At 55.0% G+C, this 25112-nt stretch carries 23 protein-coding genes, 1 tRNA gene and 1 pseudogene; 9 read left to right on the top strand and 16 right to left on the bottom strand.

Going from position 1 to position 25112, the window contains the following annotated elements:
• Position 1 precedes the first annotated feature (1 nt).
• Positions 2 to 1399 (bottom strand): PTS fructose transporter subunit IIC, encoded by a 1398-nt coding sequence (locus HV318_RS16415; protein ID WP_182273550.1) that lies wholly within the window; start codon positions 1397 to 1399, stop codon positions 2 to 4.
• A gap of 178 nt (positions 1400 to 1577) precedes the next feature.
• Here HV318_RS16415 and HV318_RS16420 point away from each other — a divergent pair, with 178 nt between their 5' ends.
• Positions 1578 to 2237, top strand: a complete 660-nt coding sequence (locus HV318_RS16420; protein WP_182273551.1) for a MurR/RpiR family transcriptional regulator — start codon at positions 1578 to 1580, stop codon at positions 2235 to 2237.
• A gap of 8 nt (positions 2238 to 2245) precedes the next feature.
• On the opposite strand, the gene HV318_RS16425 is transcribed toward HV318_RS16420, so the two are convergent.
• From HV318_RS16425 to treR, 4 genes are all read right to left on the bottom strand, one after another.
• The gene (locus HV318_RS16425; protein ID WP_182273552.1) at positions 2246 to 2992 is read right to left on the bottom strand and encodes an oligogalacturonate-specific porin KdgM family protein; all 747 of its coding nucleotides are present in this window, start codon (positions 2990 to 2992) and stop codon (positions 2246 to 2248) included.
• A gap of 148 nt (positions 2993 to 3140) precedes the next feature.
• Complete coding sequence (gene treC, locus HV318_RS16430) at positions 3141 to 4796, bottom strand: alpha,alpha-phosphotrehalase (RefSeq protein WP_182273553.1); 1656 nt, start codon at positions 4794 to 4796, stop codon at positions 3141 to 3143.
• A 51-nt stretch (positions 4797 to 4847) separates the two neighbouring features.
• Positions 4848 to 6266, bottom strand: coding sequence for a PTS trehalose transporter subunit IIBC (treB, locus tag HV318_RS16435; RefSeq protein ID WP_182274614.1), 1419 nt, complete (start codon positions 6264 to 6266; stop codon positions 4848 to 4850).
• Between the two features lie 128 nt (positions 6267 to 6394).
• Complete coding sequence (treR, locus tag HV318_RS16440; protein WP_182273554.1) at positions 6395 to 7342, bottom strand: trehalose operon repressor TreR; 948 nt, start codon at positions 7340 to 7342, stop codon at positions 6395 to 6397.
• Positions 7343 to 7729: 387 nt separating this feature from the next.
• On the opposite strand from treR, the gene mgtA reads away from it, so the two are divergent.
• Positions 7730 to 10438 (top strand): magnesium-translocating P-type ATPase, encoded by a 2709-nt coding sequence (gene mgtA / locus HV318_RS16445; RefSeq protein ID WP_182274615.1) that lies wholly within the window; start codon positions 7730 to 7732, stop codon positions 10436 to 10438.
• Positions 10439 to 10635: 197 nt separating this feature from the next.
• Positions 10636 to 13011 (top strand): beta-N-acetylhexosaminidase, encoded by a 2376-nt coding sequence (locus tag HV318_RS16450; RefSeq protein ID WP_182273555.1) that lies wholly within the window; start codon positions 10636 to 10638, stop codon positions 13009 to 13011.
• A 50-nt stretch (positions 13012 to 13061) separates the two neighbouring features.
• Here HV318_RS16450 and ridA read toward each other — a convergent pair whose 3' ends face one another.
• From ridA to HV318_RS16470, 4 genes are all read right to left on the bottom strand, one after another.
• Positions 13062 to 13448, bottom strand: a complete 387-nt coding sequence (gene ridA / locus HV318_RS16455) for a 2-iminobutanoate/2-iminopropanoate deaminase (RefSeq protein ID WP_014068687.1) — start codon at positions 13446 to 13448, stop codon at positions 13062 to 13064.
• Between the two features lie 73 nt (positions 13449 to 13521).
• Entirely contained in the window at positions 13522 to 13983 is a 462-nt protein-coding gene (pyrI, locus tag HV318_RS16460; protein WP_182273556.1) for an aspartate carbamoyltransferase regulatory subunit, read from the bottom strand.
• A 12-nt stretch (positions 13984 to 13995) separates the two neighbouring features.
• Positions 13996 to 14928, bottom strand: a complete 933-nt coding sequence (pyrB, locus tag HV318_RS16465; protein ID WP_182273557.1) for an aspartate carbamoyltransferase — start codon at positions 14926 to 14928, stop codon at positions 13996 to 13998.
• 34 nt (positions 14929 to 14962) lie between these two features.
• A complete protein-coding gene (locus tag HV318_RS16470; RefSeq protein WP_168769597.1) occupies positions 14963 to 15067 on the bottom strand; it encodes a pyrBI operon leader peptide in 105 nt (34 codons plus the stop codon).
• Between HV318_RS16470 and HV318_RS24535 the strand changes: the two are divergent.
• Positions 15047 to 15164 (top strand): annotated as a pseudogene (locus tag HV318_RS24535) (hypothetical protein). The gene HV318_RS16470 and the pseudogene HV318_RS24535 overlap by 21 nt on opposite strands.
• A gap of 3 nt (positions 15165 to 15167) precedes the next feature.
• Here the strand turns inward: HV318_RS24535 and HV318_RS16475 are convergent.
• From HV318_RS16475 to arcA, 5 genes are all read right to left on the bottom strand, one after another.
• On the bottom strand, positions 15168 to 15647 hold the full coding sequence (locus HV318_RS16475; RefSeq protein WP_182273558.1) for an arginine repressor: 480 nt from the start codon (positions 15645 to 15647) through the stop codon (positions 15168 to 15170).
• A gap of 76 nt (positions 15648 to 15723) precedes the next feature.
• A complete protein-coding gene (locus HV318_RS16480) occupies positions 15724 to 17127 on the bottom strand; it encodes a YfcC family protein (protein ID WP_182273559.1) in 1404 nt (467 codons plus the stop codon).
• Between the two features lie 47 nt (positions 17128 to 17174).
• Complete coding sequence (gene argF / locus HV318_RS16485) at positions 17175 to 18179, bottom strand: ornithine carbamoyltransferase (RefSeq protein ID WP_182273560.1); 1005 nt, start codon at positions 18177 to 18179, stop codon at positions 17175 to 17177.
• 90 nt (positions 18180 to 18269) lie between these two features.
• Entirely contained in the window at positions 18270 to 19181 is a 912-nt protein-coding gene (arcC, locus tag HV318_RS16490) for a carbamate kinase (RefSeq protein ID WP_182273561.1), read from the bottom strand.
• Between the two features lie 10 nt (positions 19182 to 19191).
• Positions 19192 to 20412: an arginine deiminase gene (gene arcA / locus HV318_RS16495; protein ID WP_182273562.1), complete on the bottom strand. Its 1221-nt coding sequence runs from the start codon at positions 20410 to 20412 to the stop codon at positions 19192 to 19194.
• A gap of 673 nt (positions 20413 to 21085) precedes the next feature.
• Here arcA and HV318_RS16500 point away from each other — a divergent pair.
• Positions 21086 to 21538, top strand: a complete 453-nt coding sequence (locus tag HV318_RS16500; RefSeq protein WP_182273563.1) for a YhcH/YjgK/YiaL family protein — start codon at positions 21086 to 21088, stop codon at positions 21536 to 21538.
• A gap of 188 nt (positions 21539 to 21726) precedes the next feature.
• Here HV318_RS16500 and argF (HV318_RS16505) read toward each other — a convergent pair whose 3' ends face one another.
• Positions 21727 to 22731, bottom strand: coding sequence for an ornithine carbamoyltransferase (argF, locus tag HV318_RS16505; RefSeq protein WP_182273564.1), 1005 nt, complete (start codon positions 22729 to 22731; stop codon positions 21727 to 21729).
• Positions 22701 to 22796 carry a putative translational regulatory protein ArgL gene (gene argL / locus HV318_RS24540; protein ID WP_230857839.1) on the bottom strand — a complete coding sequence of 32 codons (96 nt, stop codon included), beginning with the start codon at positions 22794 to 22796 and terminating at the stop codon, positions 22701 to 22703. Before argL ends, argF (HV318_RS16505) begins: the two co-directional genes overlap by 31 nt.
• A 99-nt stretch (positions 22797 to 22895) precedes the next feature.
• On the opposite strand from argL, the gene rraB reads away from it, so the two are divergent.
• From rraB to HV318_RS16525, 4 genes are all read left to right on the top strand, one after another.
• Positions 22896 to 23318 (top strand): ribonuclease E inhibitor RraB, encoded by a 423-nt coding sequence (gene rraB / locus HV318_RS16510; protein ID WP_182273565.1) that lies wholly within the window; start codon positions 22896 to 22898, stop codon positions 23316 to 23318.
• A gap of 46 nt (positions 23319 to 23364) precedes the next feature.
• Positions 23365 to 24123, top strand: a complete 759-nt coding sequence (gene miaE / locus HV318_RS16515) for a tRNA isopentenyl-2-thiomethyl-A-37 hydroxylase MiaE (RefSeq protein ID WP_182273566.1) — start codon at positions 23365 to 23367, stop codon at positions 24121 to 24123.
• A gap of 30 nt (positions 24124 to 24153) precedes the next feature.
• Entirely contained in the window at positions 24154 to 24885 is a 732-nt protein-coding gene (locus tag HV318_RS16520; protein WP_182273567.1) for a topoisomerase II, read from the top strand.
• 105 nt (positions 24886 to 24990) lie between these two features.
• Positions 24991 to 25075, top strand: a tRNA-Leu gene (locus tag HV318_RS16525).
• Positions 25076 to 25112: the final 37 nt, after the last annotated feature.

Here is a 25112-nt window from a genome sequence, read left to right on the forward strand (position 1 = left end):
CTTACTTCGCCATTCGTGGGCTGGCATAGAGAACGCCCAGCGCACAGACCAGTGCACCAGTGAAAACGCTTAGCAGATATCCCGTGACGTTGGTTGCCAGCGGCCATCCCCATATCGCCGGAAGCGGCAGGGTTTGCTTCACTCCCAGTGCGATAGCCAGCAGTGCGCCGGACATTGCGCCAGCCATGAAGACGGGGATCAGCCGTGGGTTTTTCAGAATGAAGGGGATCGCACCTTCTGATATGCCGATGAGACCCAGCAGCAATGATGTGCTGCCCACTGTTTTCTCTTCACTACTGAACACGGCAGGAAGGCCGAAGCGCCCGTTCAGAAATGCGGCGATACCTACACCAATGGAAGGAATAACAATCGCCAGCTCTCTGGCGGTTAAATCAAAGGTTTCACTGACGCCATTCAAACCCAGCGCCACGGAACCGGCGGCTTTATTCACCGGGCCACCCAGGTCAAAAGCGGTGCCTGCGGCGATCATCGCGGAATAGAAACCGCGCCCGGTATCCCCGGCGGAAGTAAAGAATTCAACCATCAGCTGGTTGAGCGCACCAAAAACAGGGTTAATCAGGTATTCCATCACCATCACCAGCGTAATACCGGTAATCAGCGGCACCATTAACATGGTCTTAATCGTTGTAAGCTGTTGGCGAACCTGAATGGTATCGTTAAGCCAGCGCACCAGATAGCCGACAAAAAAGCCGATACCTATCGCGCCAAAAAAGCCTGATGGCATAAACCCTTCAATGTCAAAGAAGCGCTTGTAAACCTCATCAGACATGATGCCGCCAATCAGCCCGGGGATCAGCGCAGGCTTACCGGCAATTGAAAACGCGAGATACATGGCAAAAACAGGGTACATAAATTTAATGGTCATGAACCCAAGCTTATCCAGCACGCTAAACGGCGTGTGTTCGATGCTGATAAATTGCCCGGTAATTTTCGCCGTCGCCATCAGCAGGCCACCCAGCACAACAACCGGCAGCATGTAGCTGATGGCGGCCATGATATGGCCAATAAAGATTTGGTAAGCGGAGCGGCTGCTTTCAGCGTGGTCTTCAATGTGCGTGACCGTTTTTTCCATTGCCAGCGCCTGGCGCAGGTAACGATCGGTATGCCTGATAAGCTCCTGGGTGCGCGTTTTCAGGTGCGGCACATGGTCGAAACGCTCGGCGTCCTGAAGGGGAACGTCGGTGGCGAGAATAATGGCACTGGCGCTGGCGATATCGTGGGCCGACAGTTTGTTCTTAACACCGTCGCTTCCCTGGGTTTCGACTTTGACATCAATACCCTTTTCTTTCGCCCATGCTGTAATTTTATTGGCAGCCATAAACGTATGAGCGATACCGGTAGGACAGGCCGTCACGGCAACAATTCTTTGTTTAGTCATGGTGATAATTTCCTCAAAGAGAATTGAGGCGATTATAAATACAAATAAAAACAACCCTTAACGTTTGCTGATACTAATTGCGTACCGTGATACTCATTTCCGTAATATGTGATTCTCCTTCCAGAGAAGAAAACGGTTCTTTGTTAATATTAAATTATATTTTTTATGAGAGCGAAATATGAATTCTTTCCAGGGAAGTGAGCGATTAATATTCGAGTATATTCAACACCATGCACATGATATTTCTACTATCTCAGCGAAAGCGATCGCGCGAGATACCTTTACCACGACAACATCTGTTAACCGGGTGTGTAAAAAAATGGGGTATAATAGTTACACTGAACTACGATACAAATTTTTACGCGATCAGTTAACGGCGACACCTTCGTGGCCCGTTACGCTCACTGGTGAAGATAATATTGTCACGCAATTATCTGAACTGTTACTGCACTCCAGCCATATTTATTTATATGCACGGGGTGCATCACTGACTAGCCTGAATTATTTATCACGGTTTTTATCTCTGGCAAGTTTACCACATTTAATTCTTAATGATGTGCATCAGCTAACGCGTGTTTCCAGAGGAACACTGGTACTGATCAGTAAGTCAGGCGAGACACAATCGTTAATTGAAATGGCGCGTAACGCGTTGCGTAAAGGGTTAAAGATTATCGCGATAACTCGCGAGGGATCTACGCTGGCGTCGGTATCTACGTTGTGCTGGCCTCTGGAAATCAACATAAACGCGATCTCTTTATATCAGCGGGAAGGCCAGCTGGAGCTGCTGAATGCTGTTGACCGCATCGGCTGCTGGTTGCTGCAACACGATGCGGCATAGCCTCAGGCTTAGAGTTGCTTAACGACACCCAGTCGAATGGCGTAATCATTTTCATGATTACCATCATCATTGATATAGGTTTTATCCAGTGAGACGAGTTCAACGTAAGGCGTCCAGCCATCATCGAGCTTATAGTTGAAGGATACGGTATGTTCCCAGTAGGTATCGTCGCCAGTGCCCTGGTCAACACCGTCCTGATAGCGGAAGCGTGGGTTATAGGACATACCGAATTTACCGATATTATAAGCGAACCAGAGATCGAACTGATGTGATTCACGGCGTGTATAACCGCTACCGTCTAATTCTCTGTCGCTGTGTGCATCATTAACGGTGTTATAGCGGTAACGTGCGGAGAGGTTCAGACCATTATCGAATGATTTCCAGCCCTGAATAAAGGGACGATAATGGGTATTACTGGCTGTGAATACGGTGACCAGACCGGGAGCCACGGCATAACCATTACCCAAATCAAAGCGCCAGCGAGTTTCTATTTCCTGAGCCGCTTCTGTTACCCCTTTATCATCAGAGTTGTATCTGTCGGTATCACCAAAAAAGGTGTCATTGTGGTTCTGTGCGGCTTCAACGGAGAAATAAAAACCGTTATCTGCCTGATGCATAACCTTAATACGGGAATCATTAACATCAGAACTGGTGTTATGACCAAAACGAAGATCTACAGACGTATTTCCACACCATCCCTGACCACTAATAAGCAATGCACTCATACAACTTGCTTTAATAATTAAATTCTTCATGATGTCCTGCCGATGTTATTAATATTGACAGTGACATTTTTATTTTAATTATTACGATCTGTAAAAGTTATTGTCATACATTCAGCGTATCGTTATACACTTTAAATAACAAAGAGATACAAAGTCCTTTTTGTATCTCTTGTGGTTTTTAAGCTTGTTGCCACCACACTGCTTCAAACGGCCGTAGCGTCATTGCTTGTGGGCAGTTAGCCGTCTCTCCGTAATTGCTGATCATCACCTGCCAGTCGCCACTGACGGCTTCTGGTCGCCATTCCTGGCACTCCCGGCTGAGGTTGGCAACCACCACCAGGGTTTGCCCCTGCCACTGGCGGCGGTAGCACCACAGGGAAGGGTGCTCAGGTAGCAGATCCTGATAATCTCCCCACGTCAGTACCGGCAGGGTTTTGCGTAGCGCAATAAGCGACTGATAGGTGTAAAACACCGAGTCAGGATCGTCCAGCGCCGCGCGGGCGTTCACGGTTTCGTAATTATCGCAGACACCAATCCACGGCTCTCCCTCAGTGAAGCCCGCATTGTGCGAGGCATCCCACTGCATCGGCGTGCGGCCATTATCGCGGGACTTGCTCGCCAGAATGGCCAGTAATTCCTCAGGATCACGACCTTTTTCCCGCAGTTCGGCGAACATGTTCAGGCTTTCCACATCGCGGTAATCGGTAATGCGGGTGAAGTGCGGGTTGGTCATGCCAATCTCTTCCCCCTGGTAGATATACGGCGTGCCCTGCATCCCGTGCAGCACCATGCCGAGCATCTTTGCGGCCTGGGTACGGTATTCCCCTTCGTCACCAAAGCGCGAGACGATGCGCGGCTGATCGTGGTTACACCAGAACAGTGCGTTCCAGGCTTTATTGTGCATCCCCTGCTGCCAGTGGCGGAAGAGGGTTTTCAGCGCCACGTAGTCCGGCTCTGCTTTCGTCCACTTTTCACCGCCGGGGTAATCAACCTTCAGGTGGTGGAAGTTAAAGGTCATCGACAGCTCGCGCCCGTCCAGTGACGCGTATTGCTGGCAGTTTTCCAGCGAGGTTGAAGACATCTCACCCACCGTCATCAGGTGACGCGGGGTAAAGACGTCGCGGCTCATCTCCTGCAAATACTCGTGAATACGCGGCCCGTCGGTGTAGAAACGACGGCCATCACCTGCGTTGTCATTCGGGAAATCCTGGTCTTTGGAGATCAGGTTAATCACGTCGAGACGTAAACCGTCGACACCGCGATCGGCCCAGAACTCGCAGACCTTTTTCAGCTCTGCACGTACGGCCGGGTTTTCCCAGTTGAGATCGGCCTGCTCAGGTGCGAACAAGTGCAGATAATACTGCTCGCTTTCGGCGTGCCAGTCCCAGGCGTTGCCACCAAATTTGGAGCGCCAGTTGTTGGGACGCTGTTCTGGTGTACCGTCCCGCCAGATATAAAACTGGCGGTACGGGCTCTCTTTTTTCAGCGATTCGCGGAACCAGGCGTGCTGCGTCGAGGTATGGTTGAACACCATATCCAGCACGATGCGAATACCGCGTGCGTGCGCCTGGGCGACCAGCTCGTCAAAGTCATCCAGCGTACCGTAGGCCGGGTCGATGGCGATGTAGTTCGCCACGTCGTAACCGTTATCTATCTGCGGGGAGATATAAAACGGCGTCAGCCAGATGGCGTCGATCCCAAGCGTTTTCAGATAGTCCAGGCGCTGCGTCACGCCGCGTAAATCGCCGGTGCCGCGCCCGGTGGTGTCCTGGAAACTCTTTGGGTAGATCTGATAGATGACACCGTTCTGCCACCACTGAGGAAGGGTATTCATAGTACGTTCCTGCAAATGCGAAGGGGCGCAACTGCGCCCCGAAAGATGAAGTTAAACAATCTGCAGCGAGCCCTGACGGAACTTACGCTGGTAAACCACGGTAGTGAGCGCCATTGGGACGATAATCGCGATGGCCATCGCCAGGGCAAACACCTGCCAGTAGGTCGGCTGAATGGAGAGGATGCCCGGCAGGCCGCCAACGCCGATCCCGTTCGCCATCACACCGTTCAGGCCGCAGACCAGGCCCGCCAGACCGGAACCGATCATCGCGCAGAGCATCGGGAAGCGGTATTTGAGGTTGATACCGTACATCGCCGGTTCGGTCACGCCGAGGTAAGCAGAGATCGCTGCCGGCACGGAAATTTCACGTTCGTTATGCTTACGGCTGACCAGGATAATGCCAGTGACCGCTGAAGCCTGCGCAATGTTAGACAGCGCGATGATAGGCCAGACTGGCGTACCGCCCAGGCTCTGAATCATCTGCATATCAATGGCCAGCGTTGTCTGGTGTACACCGGTAATCACCAGCGGGGCGTACAGGAAGCCGAACAGGGCAGCACCAATTGGCGCGAAGCTGCCGGTCATCAGGTGACGAACCGCGAAGGCTACACCGTCGCCGATCATGCGGCCAAACGGGCCGATAAAGGCGTGGGCAAGGAAGACCGCAATAATCAGCGAGCAAACCGGCACGACCACCAGATAGAGGTAATCCGGCACGATGCGTTTTAAGCGGGTTTCAATAAAGCCCAGTGCCAGACCTGCCAGCAATGCCGGGATAACCTGCGCCTGATAGCCAACTTTGGCGATGGTGAACAGGCCGAAGTTCCATACTTCCGGTACTTGCTGACCAAGTAAGTAAGCGTTCATTAACTGTGGAGAGACCAGCGTAACGCCCAGTACGATACCCAGAATCGGTGTACCGCCCATTTTACGTACCGCTGACCAGCAAATACCGACCGGCAGGTAGAAGAAGATAGCTTCGCCAATCAGCCACAGGAAATCGTAAACCGTTTTCAGTGCGGGATACATCTGCGCCAGGGTTTTGCCGTCGCTCATCGGGACATCGCCGATGACGTTGCGGAAACCTAAGATCAGGCCTCCGCTAATCAGCGCGGGCAGCAGCGGGAAGAAGATCTCCGCAAAGTGGGAAATCAGCTGCTCGTGCCATTTCATGTTCTGGCGTGCGGCTTTCTTCGCCTGCTCTTTATCGGCAGAAGAGTGCCCGGTGGTTGCGAGCAGAGCCTGATAGTAATCGCTCACTTCAGTGCCGATAACGACCTGAAACTGCCCGGCGTTGGTAAAGCAACCTTTCACCATTGAAAGCTTTTCAATGGCTTTTGGGTTGGCTTTGGCCGGGTCGTTCAGCACAAAGCGCAGGCGGGTAATGCAATGGCTGACGGTCGCAATGTTTTCACGGCCGCCGACCAGGACGATCAGCTGATCGATATCTGCTTGTTTGACTTTACTCATCATGAAACCTCATGACAGATGGAGAGGGGTGTAATGACCTGAGCGCAAGCCTACTCCTTCCGCGTGATGGCGAAAATGGGAACGTTCCCGAAATCAAGCGAAGATCACAATAATCCGTTTAATGGCGTTTATGAAAGATGGGCTGGAATGACTATCTGACGCGGTTCCGTGCGGCCGTTGATCTGCTCGATCAACTGGGTTGCAGCCTGTCTTCCGGACTCGGCGTAACCGGGATCGACGGTGATAATCTCAGGATGAAGGAACTTCATCAGCGGCGTGCTGCCCACGCTGGCGACCTGTAAATCGTCGATACGGTGTTCCTGCAGGTATTTACTCGCGCCCAGCGCCAGGGTATCCGTGGCGCACACCAGCGCGGTGGTCTGTGGGGTTAGCACGCTGGCGACCTGCTCGTAACCCTGCTTCATGCCCAGCCCTGGCAGGGAGGCCACGGCAGAGAGGTTGTGCTTTTTGCAAAATGCCAGGTACGCTTCATGACGACGTTTGCCGGTGGTGACGTCTGCGTGCGGTACGCCAAGGAAACTGATGTGGCGATGACCCGCATCGTACAGGCGCTGCATCAGGGTAATAATTGCGCCCTCGTCGTCGTAGCAGACAGACGCAAATCCGCTGGCATCGCGCGCCAGCAGTACCAGTGAGGGTTGCCACGGTTTCAGCATCTCTTCCTGAATGCCGGTAAAACCAAACAGCACCACGCCATCAATGTTGCGGCGCTGGAGCATGCCCAGATGCTCTTCAACCATTTGCGGGGAGAACTGGCTCTCCATCATGATCGGGTCATACCCCTGCTCGTAAAAAGCGGGGAGCATGGTCTGAACGGCCAGGTTTTCCGAGAGTGAGTCCAGGCGCGAGACAATAATGGCGACCACTTTGTCACTCTGCCCACGCATGGCGCGTGCAGAGCGGGACGGGGAAAAGCCGTGCTGATTCATCACCGCCTCGACGCGTTCGCGCGTGCGTTCGCTGACACCACTTTCGTTGTTCAGCACGCGCGACACGGTGGATTTCCCCACGCCGCTTAAACGCGCGATGTCTTTAATCGTAAGGCGGTTCTGCATGCTGTATTCCCTGTAACAACGACAAAGTAGTGAATCAAGCCTTAATGCTATAGCGTGATTTCGCTATGGGCAAAGTCTGGTTTACGTTTGGTTTATTTGCGTGGTGCTATAATACCGCCCGAATGGTCACAAACGGTATGGTTAAATCCTTATACTGCGCGGCGACACCCTCATTTACTTACCGGAGGTTACATGGATCCCGATCCCACATCTCTCCTGAACGGGAGAATACGTTCTTTCCGGTAAGCCAGCCTTAAGCTGTCTCACCGGCGTGAGGCAGCAACGTCCAGACGTTCCTGCTTAAAAAAATAGAGTGCCTGTCAGGTACGGCTTTGCCACGCCTGCAGGAAATACTGTGTCCGCATTTGCGGATGCGGGGGAATGACTATGCTGAAAAATATCACCCGGCAGTTGCAAGCGCTGCTGGGCCGCCACCTGCCTCGTCGCCTGACTGAGCGCGACCCACTGCCTAACGCCAAAAACATCGCGGGGGCGGCCATTCCCGCCAGCCTGGCAGAACACTGCCTGAACGTGGCGGCGATGGATGAAAACGAAGTCTGGCGTGCCTTTGGTGGTCATCCGGAAGGGCTGAACGCGGCGGAAGTGGAAAAAATCCGCGCAGTACATGGCGACAACCAAATTCCGGCGCAAAAGCCTGCCCCATGGTGGGTTCACCTGTGGGCCTGCTACCGCAACCCGTTCAACCTGCTGCTGACGGTGCTGGGCATTATTTCCTACGCCACTGAAGACCTGTTTGCCGCAGGCGTGATCGCCCTGATGGTGGGGATCTCCACCATGCTGAACTTTATTCAGGAAGCCCGCTCCACCAAAGCGGCGGATGCCCTGAAAGCGATGGTCAGCAACACGGCGACCGTCTCCCGTGTGATTAACGATCTGGGTGAAAATGCCTGGGTTGAGCTGCCCATCGACCAGCTGGTACCGGGCGATCTGGTTAAACTCGCGGCCGGGGATATGATCCCGGCTGACTTACGTATCATCCAGGCGCGCGACCTGTTTGTGGCGCAGGCCTCGCTGACCGGTGAATCTCTGCCGGTTGAAAAGGTGGCGCGAACCCGCGACCCACAGCAAATGAACCCACTCGAGTGCGACACCCTGTGCTTTATGGGCACCACGGTGGTGAGCGGCACGGCGCAGGCAATTGTGACCGCCACCGGGGGCAACACCTGGTTTGGGCAGCTTGCCGGGCGCGTCAGCGAGCAGGAAAACGAGCCGAACGCCTTCCAGAAAGGGATTGGCCGCGTCAGCATGTTGTTGATCCGCTTTATGATGGTGATGACGCCAATTGTGCTGCTGATCAACGGCTACACCAAAGGTGACTGGTGGGAAGCGGCGCTGTTTGCGCTCTCTGTCGCCGTGGGCTTAACGCCAGAAATGCTGCCGATGATTGTCACTTCCACGCTGGCACGCGGGGCGGTAAAACTCTCTAAGCAAAAAGTGATCGTCAAACACCTGGATGCCATCCAGAATTTTGGTGCGATGGACATTCTCTGCACCGATAAAACCGGCACGCTGACCCAGGACAAAATTGTGCTGGAGAACCATACCGATATCACCGGCAAGACCAGCGATCGCGTGCTGAACAGCGCCTGGCTGAACAGTCACTACCAGACCGGGCTGAAAAACCTGCTCGACGTCGCCGTGCTGGAAGGGGTTGATGAAGGGGTGGCCCGCACGCTCTCTGGTCGCTGGCAGAAGGTTGATGAGATCCCGTTCGACTTTGAACGCCGCCGTATGTCGGTGGTGGTGAGCGAGCAGCCGGATGTACATCAGCTGATCTGCAAAGGGGCATTGCAGGAGATCCTCAATGTCTCCACGCAAGTGCGGTATAACGACGACATTGTGCCGCTGGACGACACCATGCTGCGCCGTATCAAACGCGTCACCGATAACCTGAACCGTCAGGGGCTGCGCGTGGTGGCAGTGGCCAGCAAAATTCTGCCTGCGCGTGAAGGGGACTATCAGCGCATTGACGAATCCGATCTGATCCTTGAGGGTTACATCGCATTCCTCGATCCGCCGAAAGAGACGACTGCACCTGCGCTGAAAGCGTTAAAAGCGAGCGGTATTACCGTAAAAATCCTCACCGGCGACAGCGAGCTGGTGGCTGCTAAAGTGTGTCACGAAGTGGGGCTGGATGCAGGTGACGTGGTGGTGGGGAGCGACATCGAGAACCTTTCCGACGACGACCTGGCAACACTGGCGCAGCGCACCACGCTGTTTGCCCGCCTGACGCCGATGCATAAAGAGCGCATCGTGACGCTGCTGCGCCGCGAGGGGCACGTAGTGGGCTTTATGGGTGACGGCATCAACGATGCGCCAGCGCTGCGTGCGGCAGACATTGGCATCTCCGTTGACGGCGCGGTGGATATCGCCCGTGAAGCGGCGGATATCATCCTGCTGGAAAAGAGCCTGATGGTGCTGGAAGAGGGCGTTATCGAAGGACGTCGTACCTTCGCTAACATGCTGAAGTACATTAAAATGACCGCCAGCTCTAACTTCGGTAACGTCTTCAGCGTGCTGGTGGCGAGCGCGTTCCTGCCGTTCCTGCCGATGTTGCCGCTGCACCTGCTGATCCAGAACCTGATGTACGATGTCTCTCAGGTGGCGATCCCGTTTGATAACGTGGACGACGAGCAGATCCAGAAGCCGCAGCGCTGGAACCCGTCCGATCTGGGCCGTTTCATGCTGTTCTTTGGCCCGATCAGCTCCATCTTTGACATTCTGACTTTCTGCCTGATGTGGTTTGTGTTCCACGCCAACACGCCTGAGCATCAGACACTGTTCCAGTCCGGCTGGTTCGTGGTCGGGTTGCTGTCACAAACGTTGATTGTGCATATGATCCGCACGCGCCGCATTCCGTTTATTCAGAGCCGCGCCGCGTGGCCACTGATTATCATGACGGGGATTGTGATGCTGCTCGGTATCGCGCTGCCGTTCTCACCGCTGGCAAGCTACCTGCAGCTCCAGGCGCTACCGCTGAGCTACTTCCCGTGGCTGGTGGCGATCCTCGCCGGTTACATGGTGCTGACGCAGATGGTGAAAGGGTTCTATAGCCGTCGATACGGGTGGCAGTAAAAACACCTTACCCCTCACCCTAATCCTCTCCCCGGACCGTACACACCCCAAAGGGGAGAGGGACGGGGTGAGGGGACTGGCTTTCCTCTCAAATTCAACAACCTGTGATCCTCGTCATGCCGTTTGCTTGACGACAATTTGTACGCATGTTAACAGAATGTTTTGCCTTACTTTGGCCCGTCAGATAAGGAACATTCATGTTACGGTACAGCCTCTTAACCGCCGGGCTGATGCTCGGCGCGTCAGCGTTTGCCGCTCCGGCAGGCGATCTCCCTCTGATGCCCTGGCCTGCGAAGGTTGAACGCCCTGTCACCCAGGGGACGCTGGTACTCAGCAACAACGTGTCCGTCAGCGTCAGCGGCGACGAACTCGACGATGCGGTCAACCGTCTGCGTCAGCGCGTCGCCCTGCAAACCGGCTGGACGCTGCAACCCCAGGGGGGAAAACCGACCATCCGTATAAAGATTGCCAAAAAGGTGAAGTCGCAGCCGCTGCCGGACAGCGATGAAAGCTATAAGCTCACGGTAGATGCCAGCGGCGTCGATATCTCTGCCAATACCCGTTTCGGTGCGTTGCGTGCAATGGAGACGTTGCTCCAGCTCATTCAGAATGGTGCGGAAAACACCTCGCTGCCCTGGGTGTCTGTAGAGGATTCACCGCGCTTCCCGTGGCGCGGCCTGCTGCTTGATTCGGCACGCCACTTTATTCCGTTGCCGGATCTCAAGCGCCAGATCGACGGCATGGCGGCAGCGAAACTGAACGTGCTGCACTGGCACTTAACCGACGATCAGGGATGGCGCTTTACCTCAAAACGCTATCCAAAGCTGACCCGGCTTGCCAGCGACGGGCTGTATTACACCCCGGAACAGATGCGCGAGATTGTGCGCTACGCCACTGAGCGCGGTATCCGTGTGGTGCCGGAAATCGACATGCCGGGCCACGCCTCGGCGATCGCCGTGGCATATCCTGAACTGATGAGCACCCCGGGGCCGTATGACATGGAGCGCCACTGGGGCGTGCTAAAACCGGTACTGGATCCGACAAAAGAAGCGACCTATACCTTCGCCGACGCGATGGTCAGCGAACTGGCAGAGATCTTCCCCGATCCGTATCTGCATATCGGCGGTGACGAGGTGGATGACACCCAGTGGAAAGAGAACGCCGCCATTCAGAAATTTATGCGCGACAACAGGCTGACGGACAGCCATGCGCTGCAGGCGTATTTCAACCGCAAGCTGGAGACGATCCTCGAAAAACATCACCGGCAGATGGTGGGCTGGGATGAGATCTACCATCCCGATCTGCCAAAAAACATCTTGATCCAGTCCTGGCAAGGGCAGGACGCACTGGGGCAGGTAGCGCAGAACGGCTACAAGGGTATTCTCTCGACGGGTTTCTACCTCGACCAGCCCCAGTCCACTGCCTATCACTACCGCAATGAGATTGTGCCGCAGGGGCTGAACGGCGTGGATGTCATTACGGATACCGACAGCCCTCAGAGCTGGTCTTTCACCATGCCGCGCCTGAAAGGCAAGCCGGTGGAAGGAAGCTTCACGCTGGTGAAAGGGGATTCTGGCTGGCGCGGGTTTATTGATTTCGCGGGTAAATCCCGTCGTGCGGTGCAGGATATTGCATGGCGTAATGACAACCAGGTGACCTTCACCGTCGATACCTGGATGGGGGAAACGCGCCCGGTCGTTTCTGTCGATAACGATACGCTGAGCGGCTATTTCCTGGTGGGTAACGCCCGTTATCCGATTAAGGGTAAACGTCTTGATGAGGTACCTAAAGGCATTCCGCCGGTGGTGCCGGACAGCGCCCATCAGGTCAACCTGCTCGGCGGTGAGGCCGCGCTGTGGGCGGAAAACGTGGTTGCACCGGTGCTGGATATTCGCCTGTGGCCGCGTGCCTTTGCGGTGGCGGAGCGGTTATGGTCGGCGCAGGACGTCAACGATGTCGACAACATGTACACCCGCCTGCAGGCGATGGACAGCTGGTCGACGGTATCGGTCGGGTTACAGCAGCATACCCAGCAGCAGGTGCAGTTCACGCGACTGGCGAACAGTGCCGACACACTACCGTTGCAAATTCTCGCCCAGGCCGTTGAACCGGCGCAGTATTACACCCGTCAGCACCTGAAGTTCCAGGCCGGGAACTACCATCAGTTTGAGCCGCTCAACCGCTTTGCCGATGCGCTGAACGCTGAAAGTAACACCGTGCGCCAGATGAAAAAATGGGCGGAGCGCCTGGTGAGCGACGCGGAAGATGCTGAAAGTGCCGACGCGCTGCGCCACGTCTTTAACCGCTGGCAGAGCAATACCAGCGACGCGCTGGCGTTAAGTGAAAACAGCTACCAGCTGAAGGCCATCAAGCCGGTGATCCAGGAGGTGGATAAGCTGGCCTCGATTGGCCTGCGGCTGACGGATCTGGTGGCGCGTCAGGGGACGCTGGATGACAAAGAGATCGCCTCAATTCAGGGCGAGCTGGATAACGCGGCGAAGGTGCAGGATGAAGTGGTGATAGCGGCGGTGTATCCGCTGGAAACGCTACTCAGGGCGACGCGGAATCTGTAGCAGGCCACAAAAAAGGCAGCGCAGGCTGCCTTTTTCATACCGAAAACGCCTTAGCGACGAACCGCAATCGCTTCGATTTCAATCTTCACGTCTTTTGGCAGACGCGCCACTTCCACGCAAGAGCGCGCCGGGAAGGTGGCGTTGTGCTCGGTGAAGAACGCTTCGTAAGTGGCGTTAACGGTCGCGAAATCGTTCAGATCTTTAACGAATACGGTGGTTTTCACGATATCGCCCACTTTCAGACCCGCCGATTCAACGATAGCCTGCACGTTTTCCAGCGACTGACGCGCCTGAGCGGCTACGTCTTCCGGCACTGCGCCCGTTTTCGGGTTCACCGGGATTTGGCCAGAGGTAATAATCATGCTACCCAGATCAACGCCCTGAACGTATGGGCCGATAGCCGCTGGTGCATTTTCCGTCGCGAGTACTTTGGTCATGATTTCTCCAGAATAACAGCTGATTAAATGTTCCCGGCCATTATAACAGCCGGGATTTCATTACCAACCTCAATTAGTTGGCCAGCACCACATAATGAGAAAACTCTTTTTCGCAGTATTTGCATTTGAGTGCGATGTCATCAGCGCGTTTTTTCACTGCAAAGCTGGAGGCAACCGGCTCAGCATGACTGATGCAGTTGCTGTTTGGGCAGACCAGCACGCTTTCGATGCGCTCCGGCAGGCTCGGACGGGACTTGCCGACCACTTCATACTCGTCGATGCGGTTCACGGTGGCGTCCGGCGCATACAGCGACAGCTGGTTAACCTGCTCGTCGGTCAGGAAGGTATTCTCAATCTTGATCAGGTCTTTGCGGCCCATTTCGCCCGACGGCAGGTTCAGGCCGATGGTGATACGCTGGTCGGTTTCGGTCAGTTTGAACAGCGTCAGCAGCTTAAAGCCGACCTGCGCAGGGATATGGTCGATCACGGTGCCACGTTTGATGGCTTCAACCTGGAGTTTGTTATCGTGTGTCATTGTCGTTTCCCCTTACAGAGCCAATTCGCGATTCAGAACCAGTGCCAGTAACGCCTGGCGGGCAAAGATGCCGTTTCCGGCCTGCTGGAAGTACCAGGCGTGCGGCGTTTTATCCACGTCTGTGGTGATCTCATCGATGCGTGGCAGCGGATGCAGCACTTTCATGTTGTCGCGTGCGCCTTCGAGGTCGCTGGCGCGCAGCACAAACTGCGCCTTCACGTTGGCGTACTCGGACGGATCCAGACGCTCTTTCTGCACGCGGGTCATGTAGAGGATATCCACGTTGCCCATCACGTCTTCGATGCTGGCGTGCAGGCTCCACGGGATACCTTTCTCGTCCAGCATGTCGAGAATGTACTGCGGCATCGCCAGCGCATCCGGGGCGATGAAGAAGAAGCGGTTGCCGTTAAATTTCGCCAGCGCCTGGGTGAGCGAGTGGACGGTACGGCCATATTTCAGGTCACCGACCATCGCGATATTCAGATTTTCCAGACGTCCCTGGGTTTCCTGAATGGTGAACAGATCCAGCAGGGTTTGCGTCGGGTGCTGGTTAGCCCCGTCTCCGGCGTTCAGCACCGGAATGCCGCCGGAAAACTCGGTCGCCAGACGTGCCGCACCTTCCTGTGGGTGGCGCATCACAATAGCGTCAACGTAGGTACTGATAACTGAAATGGTATCCGCCAGGGTTTCGCCTTTTTTACCCAGCGACGTGTTGCTGCTGTCTGAGAAACCCACCACGCTTGCGCCCAGGCGGTGCATGGACGTTTCAAAGGAGAGGCGGGTGCGGGTAGACGCTTCAAAGAAGCAGCTCGCAATCACCTTGTGCTTCAGCAGCTCCGGTTGCGGATTCGCTTTCAGTTTTGCCGCGGTTTCCAGAACCAGTTCCAGCTCTTCGCGGCTGAGGTCGTTTATGGAAATGATGTGTTTTTGATAAAGCGGATTCATGTTTATCTCCTGACGCCGGGCAAAAAAAAGCCCCTCAAATGAGGGGCTCTGGGAATAGATTGTGCAACGGGAAGAAAAACGGCAGGCCAGCGTCTGATTTCAGACGCGGTAAGACGTTATGTCGTACACGCTTGACCATGCTTCCTCCCGGCAAATTGTCGGGCATTATACGCAGCCCGGTTTTCGGATCAAGCGATTTAATGCACATTTTACTCAGTGCAAACGGTTCTTTGTGAATATTAATTCGTTCTGAGTAAATAATTAATTTGTTTGTGTACCAGCGCAGTGCGCTTCACTATCCGAGGGGCGACCCAGACAATACTGCTTCCGGCCACCACTCCTAAAATTTCCGGTAACTGGTGATAATCCAGAATTCGCGCCACTGCGCGACCATACCCGGCGACGGTATGGATAAGGATAAACTCGCTATTATGCTCCACGCTAACCACCATTTCGGAAACCGAACGCGCGGCGTCAGGGGTAGGGTGCAACTGAGGATTCAGCGAATAAATCTTTAGCCCTTTAGCATTTCGAATTTTTATGACACCGAGCAACCTGAGCAGACGCGAAACGGTAGACTGGCTAATGCTGTCAAAGCCCCTCTCCTGCAAGTCGCGGCGAATTTCTTCCTGGGAGAGATAACTCTTTTCTGTGATCAGACGCTGGCAGACCGTCAGCTGTAGCTGTTCTTTTGGAGAGTAATCACCATATTCCGTCATAACTATTTCCCATGTATGTGGCTGAAACAAAACGCCCGGCAGGCACTACGCTTACCGGGCCTACAACGTCAAAAAATCACAACAACGCCCCCAGGCTTAACGCCGCCATGATCACCACTGTCAAAATCCCCAGCAGCGGCGCAACCCATTTCAGGTAGCGCACGTAAGGCACGCGGGCGATAGCCAGCCCGCCCATGACGACGGCAGAGGTAGGAGTGACCAGGTTAACGATGCCTGATGCCGACTGATAAGCCGTAACCACCAGGTCGCGGTTGACGTTAGCGAAATCGGCAAGGGGTGCCATGATCGGCATCGTCAGAACGGCCAGGCCGGACGAAGAAGGCACAAGAAACGACAACACCACTTCCAGCCAGTACATCACGTTGATAAACGCCACCGTGGATAACCCGCTGACCAGCCCTTCGGCGCTGTGCAAAATGGTGTGGGTAATCATGCCCTTATCCATGATCACTACGATACCGCGCGCAATGCCGATAATCAGCGCGACGCCCAGCAAATCTCGCGCGCCGTTGATAAACGTTGAGGTCAGCTCCTCTTCGCTCATGCGGGCAATCAGGCCGACAATAATGGCGCTGGCGAGGAACACCGCTGAGATCTCCGCCATCCACCACCCCAGCACCGCCACGCCGTAGATCATCACCGCGAAGGCGAGGGCGAAGATCACCAGGATGATTTTGCGCACCGGGGTAAATTCCAGCGACTGCTCGCCTTTGTTGCCGAGGAAATGGGCGAGGTTCTCTTCCTGCTTATCCGCAACAATAGAGAGCGACGGATTGAGGCGCACTTTACGGGCGTAACGCATCACCCATGCCACGCAGATGAGCCAGCCAATCACTAACAGCGCCACGCGCAGGATGATGCCGTTGGTGAACGGGATCCCGGCGGCGTTGGCGGCGATCACCGTGGCGAACGGGTTGATGGTGGAGCCGAGAGTGCCGATCCCCGCCCCGAGCAGCACGGTGGAGGCTGCCACAACCGGGTCGAACCGGGCGGCCAGCATCACCGGTACGAGCAGGGTGTAAAACGGTAGCGACTCTTCGGCCATGCCGTAGATGGTGCCGCCAGCGGCAAACAGCGCCATCAGGATCGGGATCATCCACTCTTCACGTCCGCGAAGGCGGGTGGTGACGCGCTCGATCCCGGCGTCAATCGCGCCGGTTTTGGTGACGATCCCGAGGAAGCCCCCGATGATCAGGATAAACAGCGCCACGTCGATCGCCCCGGCCTGGCCGGAGACGGGATCGTACAGCCCGGCAATCGGTGCCATCAGCACGGAGATTACCCCCTGCGGATGTGCCGCAACGTGTGCGTAGGTTCCGGCAATCGGTACTTCTTTGCCGAGGGTTTCATTCAGGGCCATCTGGTACTGACCGGCAGGCACAACCCAGCTCAGCGCCGCAACGACGGCAATCAGAAAAAAGAGAATGGTGTAAGCGGAAGGAAACTTGAACTTGCCCATGATGTTCTCCTGAAACCCGGCACACCCCGTGGCGTGCCGGGGGGTGATTAGTCGCCGAGTGTCGCCACCATGACCGCTTTAATGGTGTGCATGCGGTTTTCGGCTTCGTCAAAGACGATAGAGTTTGGTGATTCAAAGACCTCTTCTGTCACTTCCAGCCCTTTCAGGCCGTAGGCCATTTCAATTTCACGGCCCACTTTGGTGTGCTCGTTATGGAACGCAGGCAGGCAGTGCATGAACTTGACGTTCGGGTTACCGGTGGCCTTCATGACCTTCGTGTTGATCTGGTACGGGGTCATCAGGCTGACGCGCTCGGCCCAGGCCTCCTTCGGCTCGCCCATTGAGACCCACACGTCGGTGTAGAGGAAATCGGTACCGTGTACGCCTTCTTCCACGTCGTCGGTGAGGGTGATGTGCGCCCCGGTTTCTTTGGCGATGGCGCGACACTGTTCAACCAGACCCGCTTCAGGCCAGAAGGATTTCGGTGCCACAAGGCGGATGTCCATGCCCATCTTGGCCGCGCCAACCATCAGGGAGTTGCCCATGTTGTTACGTGCGTCACCCAGGTAGGCAAAGCTCAGCTCCGGCAGGGTTTTGCCAGGGGCGTGCTCCAGCATGGTCATCAGGTCGGCGAGGATTTGGGTTGGGTGGAACTCGTCGGTCAGGCCGTTCCACACCGGTACGCCTGCATACTCACCCAGCTCTTCAACAATCGCCTGGCCGTAGCCGCGATACTCAATGCCGTCATACATCCGTCCCAGCACGCGGGCGGTGTCTTTCATCGACTCTTTATGACCAATCTGCGAGCCGCTTGGGCCGAGGTAGGTCACCTGCGCACCCTGGTCAAATGCGCCGACTTCAAAGGCGCAGCGGGTGCGGGTGGAGGTTTTTTCAAAAATCAGGGCGATGTTTTTCCCGACCAGGGTTTGCTTTTCGCGTCCGGCTTTTTTGGCGGCCTTCAGCTCAATGGCGAGGTCGATCAGGTACTGGATCTCCGCCGGGGTGTAGTCCAGCAGTTTGAGGAAATTGCGGTTTTTCAGGTTGATGGTCATGTGGGAAATCCTTTTAAAATTTAGCTGTCTGATGCCCTCACCCCGTCCCTCTCCCTTTGGGAGAGGGTTAGGGTGAGGGGAAATTTCGACTCAGTTACGAATCAACGTGCCTTTCTCGCCCGCCAGGATCTCTGCTCCGTCGGCCAGCGCGCCGATCCCGGCAATGCCGTGACAGGCTTCAACAAACTCGCGGCAGGCGGCCACTTTCGGCCCCATCGAACCGGCGTCGAATTGCATGCCTTTGAGCAGTTCCGGTGTCACCTGTGCCAGCGGGCGCTGCGTCGGTTTACCCCAGTCGAGATACACCGCATCGGCATCGGTCAGGATCAGCAGGGCATCGGCCTCGATCTGACGCGCCAGCAGTGCGGCAGAGAGGTCTTTGTCGATCACCGCCTCGATGCCGTGATAGCCCCTGGCGTTTTCCACCACCGGCACGCCGCCACCGCCGTTGCAAATCACCAGGTGATCGCGCTGGATCAGCGCCGAGATGGCGTCGCTCTCGACGATGCGTTTCGGCTGCGGGGAGGGCACCACGCGGCGGAAGTAGCTACCGTCGGCCTTGAATACCCAGCCTTTTTCCGCCTGTAGCGTTTTCGCCTGCGCTTCGTTGTAAACCGGGCCGATGTACTTGGTTGGGTTGGTAAAGGCCGGGTCGCTGGCATCCACTTCCACCTGGGTGAGCAGCACGCTGACCTCACGCTGGGGAAGGATATTTTTCAGCGCCTGCTGGAGCATGTAGCCGATCATTCCCTGGCTTTCGGCTCCGAGGATGTCGAGCGGGTAAGGCGTCACTTTGTCGTAAGCACTGTTTTGCAGCGCCAGCAGCCCGACCTGCGGCCCGTTGCCGTGAACCAGCACCACGCGCCACTGTTCCGTCAGCCCGGCGATGGTGCGAGCCGCCAGCTCGATATTCTGGCGCTGGATCTCCGCTTCCAGCGGTTCGCCGCGTTTGAGCAGGGCGTTGCCGCCGAGGGCCACAACCAGAGTGGGTTTTCTTTCCATGATGACTCCTTTAAATTCCGTCGCGTTCCAGTGGGCAGCTCATGCAGCGCGCGCCGCCGCGACCGCGACCCAGCTCGTCACCCGGGATCGGCAGCACGGTAATGCCTGCTTTGTCGTACTTCTCGTTCGTCCAGACGTTGCGCTCGTAACCAATCACCACGCCCGGGCGGATGGTCAGCACGTTGTTGGCGTCGTTCCACTGCTCACGCTCAGCTTCAAAGGCATCGCCACCGGTGGTGATCAGGCGTACCTGGTTAATGCCGAGGGCTTTTTCGATGGCGTGTAGCAGGTCGGTTTCCTGCGTGCGCAGCAGGCCGCCGCGTCCGTCCGGAGTGAGCGTCCAGCACTGGGCGTCTTTACGCACCACTTCCGGGTAAACGGAGAAGGTATCCACGTCGATGTGGGTCATGACGGTGTCGAGGTGCATGCAGGAGCGGTGTTTTGGCAGTTCAACGGCGATCACGCGTTCGGCCTGGCGATGTTTGAACAAACTGTTGGCGAGGAACTCCACGCCCTGCGGGGTGGTGCGCTCGGACATGCCGATTAATACTGCCCCGCGGCCAATCACTAATACGTCACCCCCTTCTAATGTCGCGTGGTCGTAATTAATGTTTTCATCACCGAAATATTTAATAAAATCGCCATCGGCAAATGCCGGATGCCAGCGGTATATTGCGCGCAGGTTATTGGTTTCACGCTGACGTGCCGGTTTAGCCATTGGGTTAATGGATACACCGTTATAAATCCAGCAGGAGGTATCGCGGGTAAATAAATGGTTAGGCAACGGCTTCATAATAAAATCATTCGCCGTGTGGGTATCCACCACCATATTTTTAATGGCTGCCGGAATTTCACCGTAGGTTAACCCGCCGCTTAACCGACGCGCCAGTTCGCGGTGTGGCATATCTGCCAGCCAGCCCCGCACGTCACCCGCGAAGGTTGGCCCCAGGCGATAGTCAGAGATTTGCGTTTCCAGCAGCCAGGCTTTTGCTGCAGCAATATCAAGCGTTTGGGTAAGTAGATCGGTTAACAGCAGGACTTCCACACCCTGCTCACGCAGCGTGTTTGCGAAAATATCATGCTCTTCACCCGCCCGTTCAACCGAGAGCACATCATCAAATAACAGTTCCTGACAGTTCGATGGTGTTAAACGTTTCAGACTTAAATTTGGGCGATGCAGCATAACGCTACGCAATTGACCAATTTCAGAACCGACGTAATGCTTTTCCATAATTATTCCTTTAACTGTTTTTCAGAATAAAAAGGGCTTGGCCATGCGCTTCGTTTATTTGCATGGCGGCTTAGCTCAATTGATTTCAGAGCCAATACTAGGCAGTTAAATAATCCGTATTGTGATGCTGCTCACGCGAAAATGGATATTAAAGGGTTTGTTTTCAATTGCATGATTCGCATCAGATAATAGCTAATTTGATATTATTGGCGGGTGAATAGCTAAGCATGTTCCGTTGGCATTATTTGTGATTGTTATTATTTTGTAGAATTTAATCTTTTGAAATATTTTGTTATCTAATTGATTTTAAATGAATAAATAAATGTCATGGAATGACTATGCAATAATGATAATTAACTATTTTTGACTTAATAAAAATTAATAAATAATTATGGGTTTTTATAGCAAATTATCAAAATGACAAAGTGTGAAGCAGCAGCGGGTTTTGTTATTAAGGGTTGTTGATCAGGAGGTTAGCTTTTCAGGCTGAAGGGTGAAAACTGATGTTATGCATAACCACTGCATAATTGCCTGAGTGTGATTAACAGCGGGTTAACACATTTCCCGATAAACATGCGCTCGCGCAAACCTCATCGAAAAATGAATGGTATGGTAGTTTGAATTCTCGTATAAAAGCTGAATTGAAACGACGTTTTATATTGAGGGTTTAATCATGATCGTTGGCAACATTCACCACCTGCAGTCCTGGCTGCCAGAAGAACTGCGTCAGGCCATTGAGCACGTTAAAGCGCACGTCACCGACGCGACGGCGCTGGGCAAGCACGATATCAACGGCAACAACCTGTTTTACCTGGTTTCCGAAGACATGACCCAGCCGTTTGCTGAGCGTCGCGCCGAGTACCATGCGCACTATCTGGATATCCAGATCATGATGAAAGGCCAGGAAGGGATGACCTTCAGCACCCTGCCGCACGGCACGCCTGACACCGACTGGCTGGCGGACAAAGACATCGCGTTTCTGCCGGAAGGTGAGCAGGAGAAAACCGTGGTGCTAAGCGAAGGGGATTTTGTGGTGTTCTGGCCGGGTGAAGTACACAAGCCGCTGTGCGCGGTGGGTGCGCCTGCGCAGGTCAGAAAAGTCGTCGTCAAAATGCGGGTTGCCTGAAACGGGCTTGTTCCCTCTCCCCGTGCAAGGTAAAAGCAAAAACGACAACTCTGTTGTCGTTTTTTAATGTTTACTCCCTCTCCCCGTGCAAGGCAAAAGCAAAAATGACAACTTTGTTGTCGTTTTTTAATGTTTACTCCCTCTCCCCGTGGGAGAGGGCTGGGGTGAGGGCACCAGACCGCAGAGGATCACTCCCCAAGCGTCGCGACCATCACCGCCTTAATGGTGTGCATCCGGTTTTCTGCCTGGTCAAACACAATGCTTGCCGCCGACTCAAACACCTCGTCCGTCACTTCCATTCCGCCGTGCAGATCGAACTCTTTCGCCATCTGCTTGCCGAGCGTGGTCTGGTCGTCATGGAAGGCGGGCAGGCAGTGCAGGAACCTGGTGTTCGGGTTGCCGGTCAGCGCCATCATCTGGCTGTTCACCTGATAGCCGCGCAGCAGGGCGATACGTTCCACCCACTTCTCTTTTGCCTCGCCCATCGATACCCACACGTCGGTATAGATGAAGTCCGCCCCTTTCACGCCCGCCGCCACATCTTCCGTCAGGGTGATCTTACCGCCATTCTTCTCTGCCAGTGCGCTGCACTCGGCCACCAGGCTCTCTTCCGGCCAGCAGGCCTTTGGTGCCACCAGACGCAGATCCAGCCCGGTTAATGCCGCCGCTTCGAGCATTGAGTTGCCCATGTTATTGCGCGCATCGCCTGCGTAGACCAGCGTCATCTCGTTAAATGCTTTGCCCGGCAGGTGCTCCTGCATGGTCAGCAGATCTGCCAACAACTGCGTCGGGTGGAACTCGTTGGTCAGCCCGTTCCAGACCGGTACGCCCGCATACTGCGCCAGCGTTTCGACCACTTCCTGACCGTGGCCGCGATACTGAATGCCGTCGTACATACGGCCCAGCACGCGAGCGGTGTCTTTAATTGACTCTTTATGCCCAATCTGGCTGCCGCTCGGCCCTAAATACGTGACGCGTGCGCCCTGGTCAAATGCGGCAACTTCGAAAGAGCATCGTGTACGGGTTGAGTCTTTTTCGAAGATGAGCGCGATGTTTTTACCAGTAAGCCTTTGTACTTCCTTGCCATTTTTTTTATCCGCTTTGAGTTGTGCGGCAAGGGTCAGCAGAGAGGTGAACTGTGCAGGCGTAAAATCGAGCAATTTCAGAAAGTGTTTCTTATACAGATCAGACATTTTATCCTCACATGGCAAACGCCACTAATTGAATTAAAATTCACTTTATATGTATGAATATTCATTTGCAACCCTGTTTAACAAATCTTTCTTACAAAGGTGGAGGCAAACACGTCCGTGTGTGAAAATAGAAGTATCTGCCGCACTTTAAAGAGGAATGAGCCATGGCAAACCCGGAACACCTGGAAGAGCAACGCGAAGAGACGCGTCTGATTATTGAAGAACTGCTGGAAGACGGTAGCGATCCGGACGCGCTGTACACCATCGAGCACCATTTCTCTGCCGACGATTTCGATGCGCTGGAAAAACTGGCGGTTGAAGCCTTCAAACTGGGTTACGAAGTGACTGAGCCGGAAGAGCTGGAAGTGGAAGAGGGCGACACCGTCATCTGCTGCGACATCCTGAGCGAAGGCGCGCTGAAAGCGGAGCTTATCGACGCACAGGTTGAACAGCTGATGAACCTGGCCGAGAAGTTTGACGTGGAGTACGACGGCTGGGGAACCTACTTCGAAGATCCGAACGGTGAAGACGGCGACGAAGACGACGAAGATTACGTCGATGAAGACGACGATGGCGTGCGTCACTAAGCGTTTCAGGCGGTGGCATTTGCCACCGCTTTTTCAAGGTTAAAAAATGGATTACCCGCAGATTCTCGCCCCCGTACTCAACTTCCTCCAGTGCCCAACCCCGCAAGCATGGATTGATAAAGCCCGCGACCCGGCTAACCTGCCGCTGCTGCTCACCGACCATATGGTGTGCGAACTGAAGGCTGCACAGACCGCGCTGCTGCTGGTGCGCAAATACGTCGCCGATGAAAGCGGTGCCGACGCGCTGCTCGACTGGCTCAAACCTTACGAAGCCTTTACCTTCCGCGAAGGCCCGGAGCCGGATTTTGTGGCCCTGCATAAGCAGATTGGCAAAAGCGTGATGCCCAAAACCGACGACCCGTGGGGCCAGGCACTGATCGACAGCATGGTGTTGCTGATAAAAGAAGAGCTACACCACTTCTGGCAGGTGCGCGAGGCGATGCTGGCGCGCAACATTCCGTATGTGAAAATCACCGCCAGCCGCTACGCCAAAGGGATGCTGAAAGAAGTGCGTACCCACGAACCGCTGACGCTGATCGACAAGCTTATCTGCGGTGCGTACATTGAAGCCCGCTCCTGCGAACGCTTCGCCGCGCTGGCCCCGTTCCTGGACGACGAGTTGCAGACGTTCTATCTCTCGCTGCTGCGCTCGGAAGCACGGCATTATCAGGACTATCTGACGCTTGCCCAACAGGTGAGTGACAATGATATCTCCCCCCGAATAAAGCTTTTTGGTGAAATTGAAGCCACACTTATCTCGACACCGGATAACGCGTTTCGCTTCCATAGCGGCGTGCCGGTGTAAACCGACACATCAACAGGATGCGATATCGAGATGAGAAGAACGTGGATGCGTATTGCCGTGGTGGCTATTGTGGCCGCCGCCGTGGCGTTCTGGGTCTATTTTGACAAGCAACGTTTGCAGCAAGACCCTGAGCAACAGCTTGATACTACCCTTAATGCGATGCCCGCCTGGCAGGTGCTGAAAGAGCAGGAACCTGCGTTACAAAAACGCATCCGCGACCAGATCCTCACCATGCAGAAAGCGGGTGAGTCTGAGCAGCACATCATCGACGTGATCCAGCCGCAGATCCTGAACCTGCAGATGTCGCGCCTGCAATATGCCCCGGACGCCAGCGTGGTGGAGTATATGAAGGCCAACATGGAGCAGACTGCCGCTATCCAGAAGGTGAGTGACGACGCCTGTTTTCGCTTCCTCTACCCGGCGGTGAAGGGGGGCGTTAACCCCATGCGCGTGCTGGATAAACCGATGATGCAGCGCCGTATGCAGGCCGATGCCGACATGATGCGCTCGGCCTACGGCAAAGATCGCCACACCGTTACCCCGGCAGAACGTGAAGCCGCCGTGACCGATGTCCGCCCGATAATGAAAGCGCTGGCCGACAAATACGGCGAGGACATTCAGCTGTTGCAGATGCCAGAGAAGGCGGTGGGCAAAGAGAAGCTTTCCTGCGATATGGTGCAGGAGATGTGGGCGAAGGTGCTGAAGCTGCCAGAGAAGCAGGCCGCGGGGGTGATTCGGCTGGCGGTTTCAGAGCTGGACTGAGGGTTGCGCTGGTTTTTTCGACACTTAGCGCGGGTTTAGCGCGTCGCCGCTTGCATGGCGGCGCGCGACAGGTATAATCCACAACGTTTCCGCATCCCCTTCAGTGCCGAAGTGGCGAAATCGGTAGACGCAGTTGATTCAAAATCAACCGTAGAAATACGTGCCGGTTCGAGTCCGGCCTTCGGCACCAAGTCTCATGTAAGTCATTGTTTTAAAGCAATTTAATC

This window comes from Enterobacter sp. RHBSTW-00901, assembly GCF_014103115.1.
Classification (GTDB): domain Bacteria; phylum Pseudomonadota; class Gammaproteobacteria; order Enterobacterales; family Enterobacteriaceae; genus Enterobacter; species Enterobacter cloacae_P.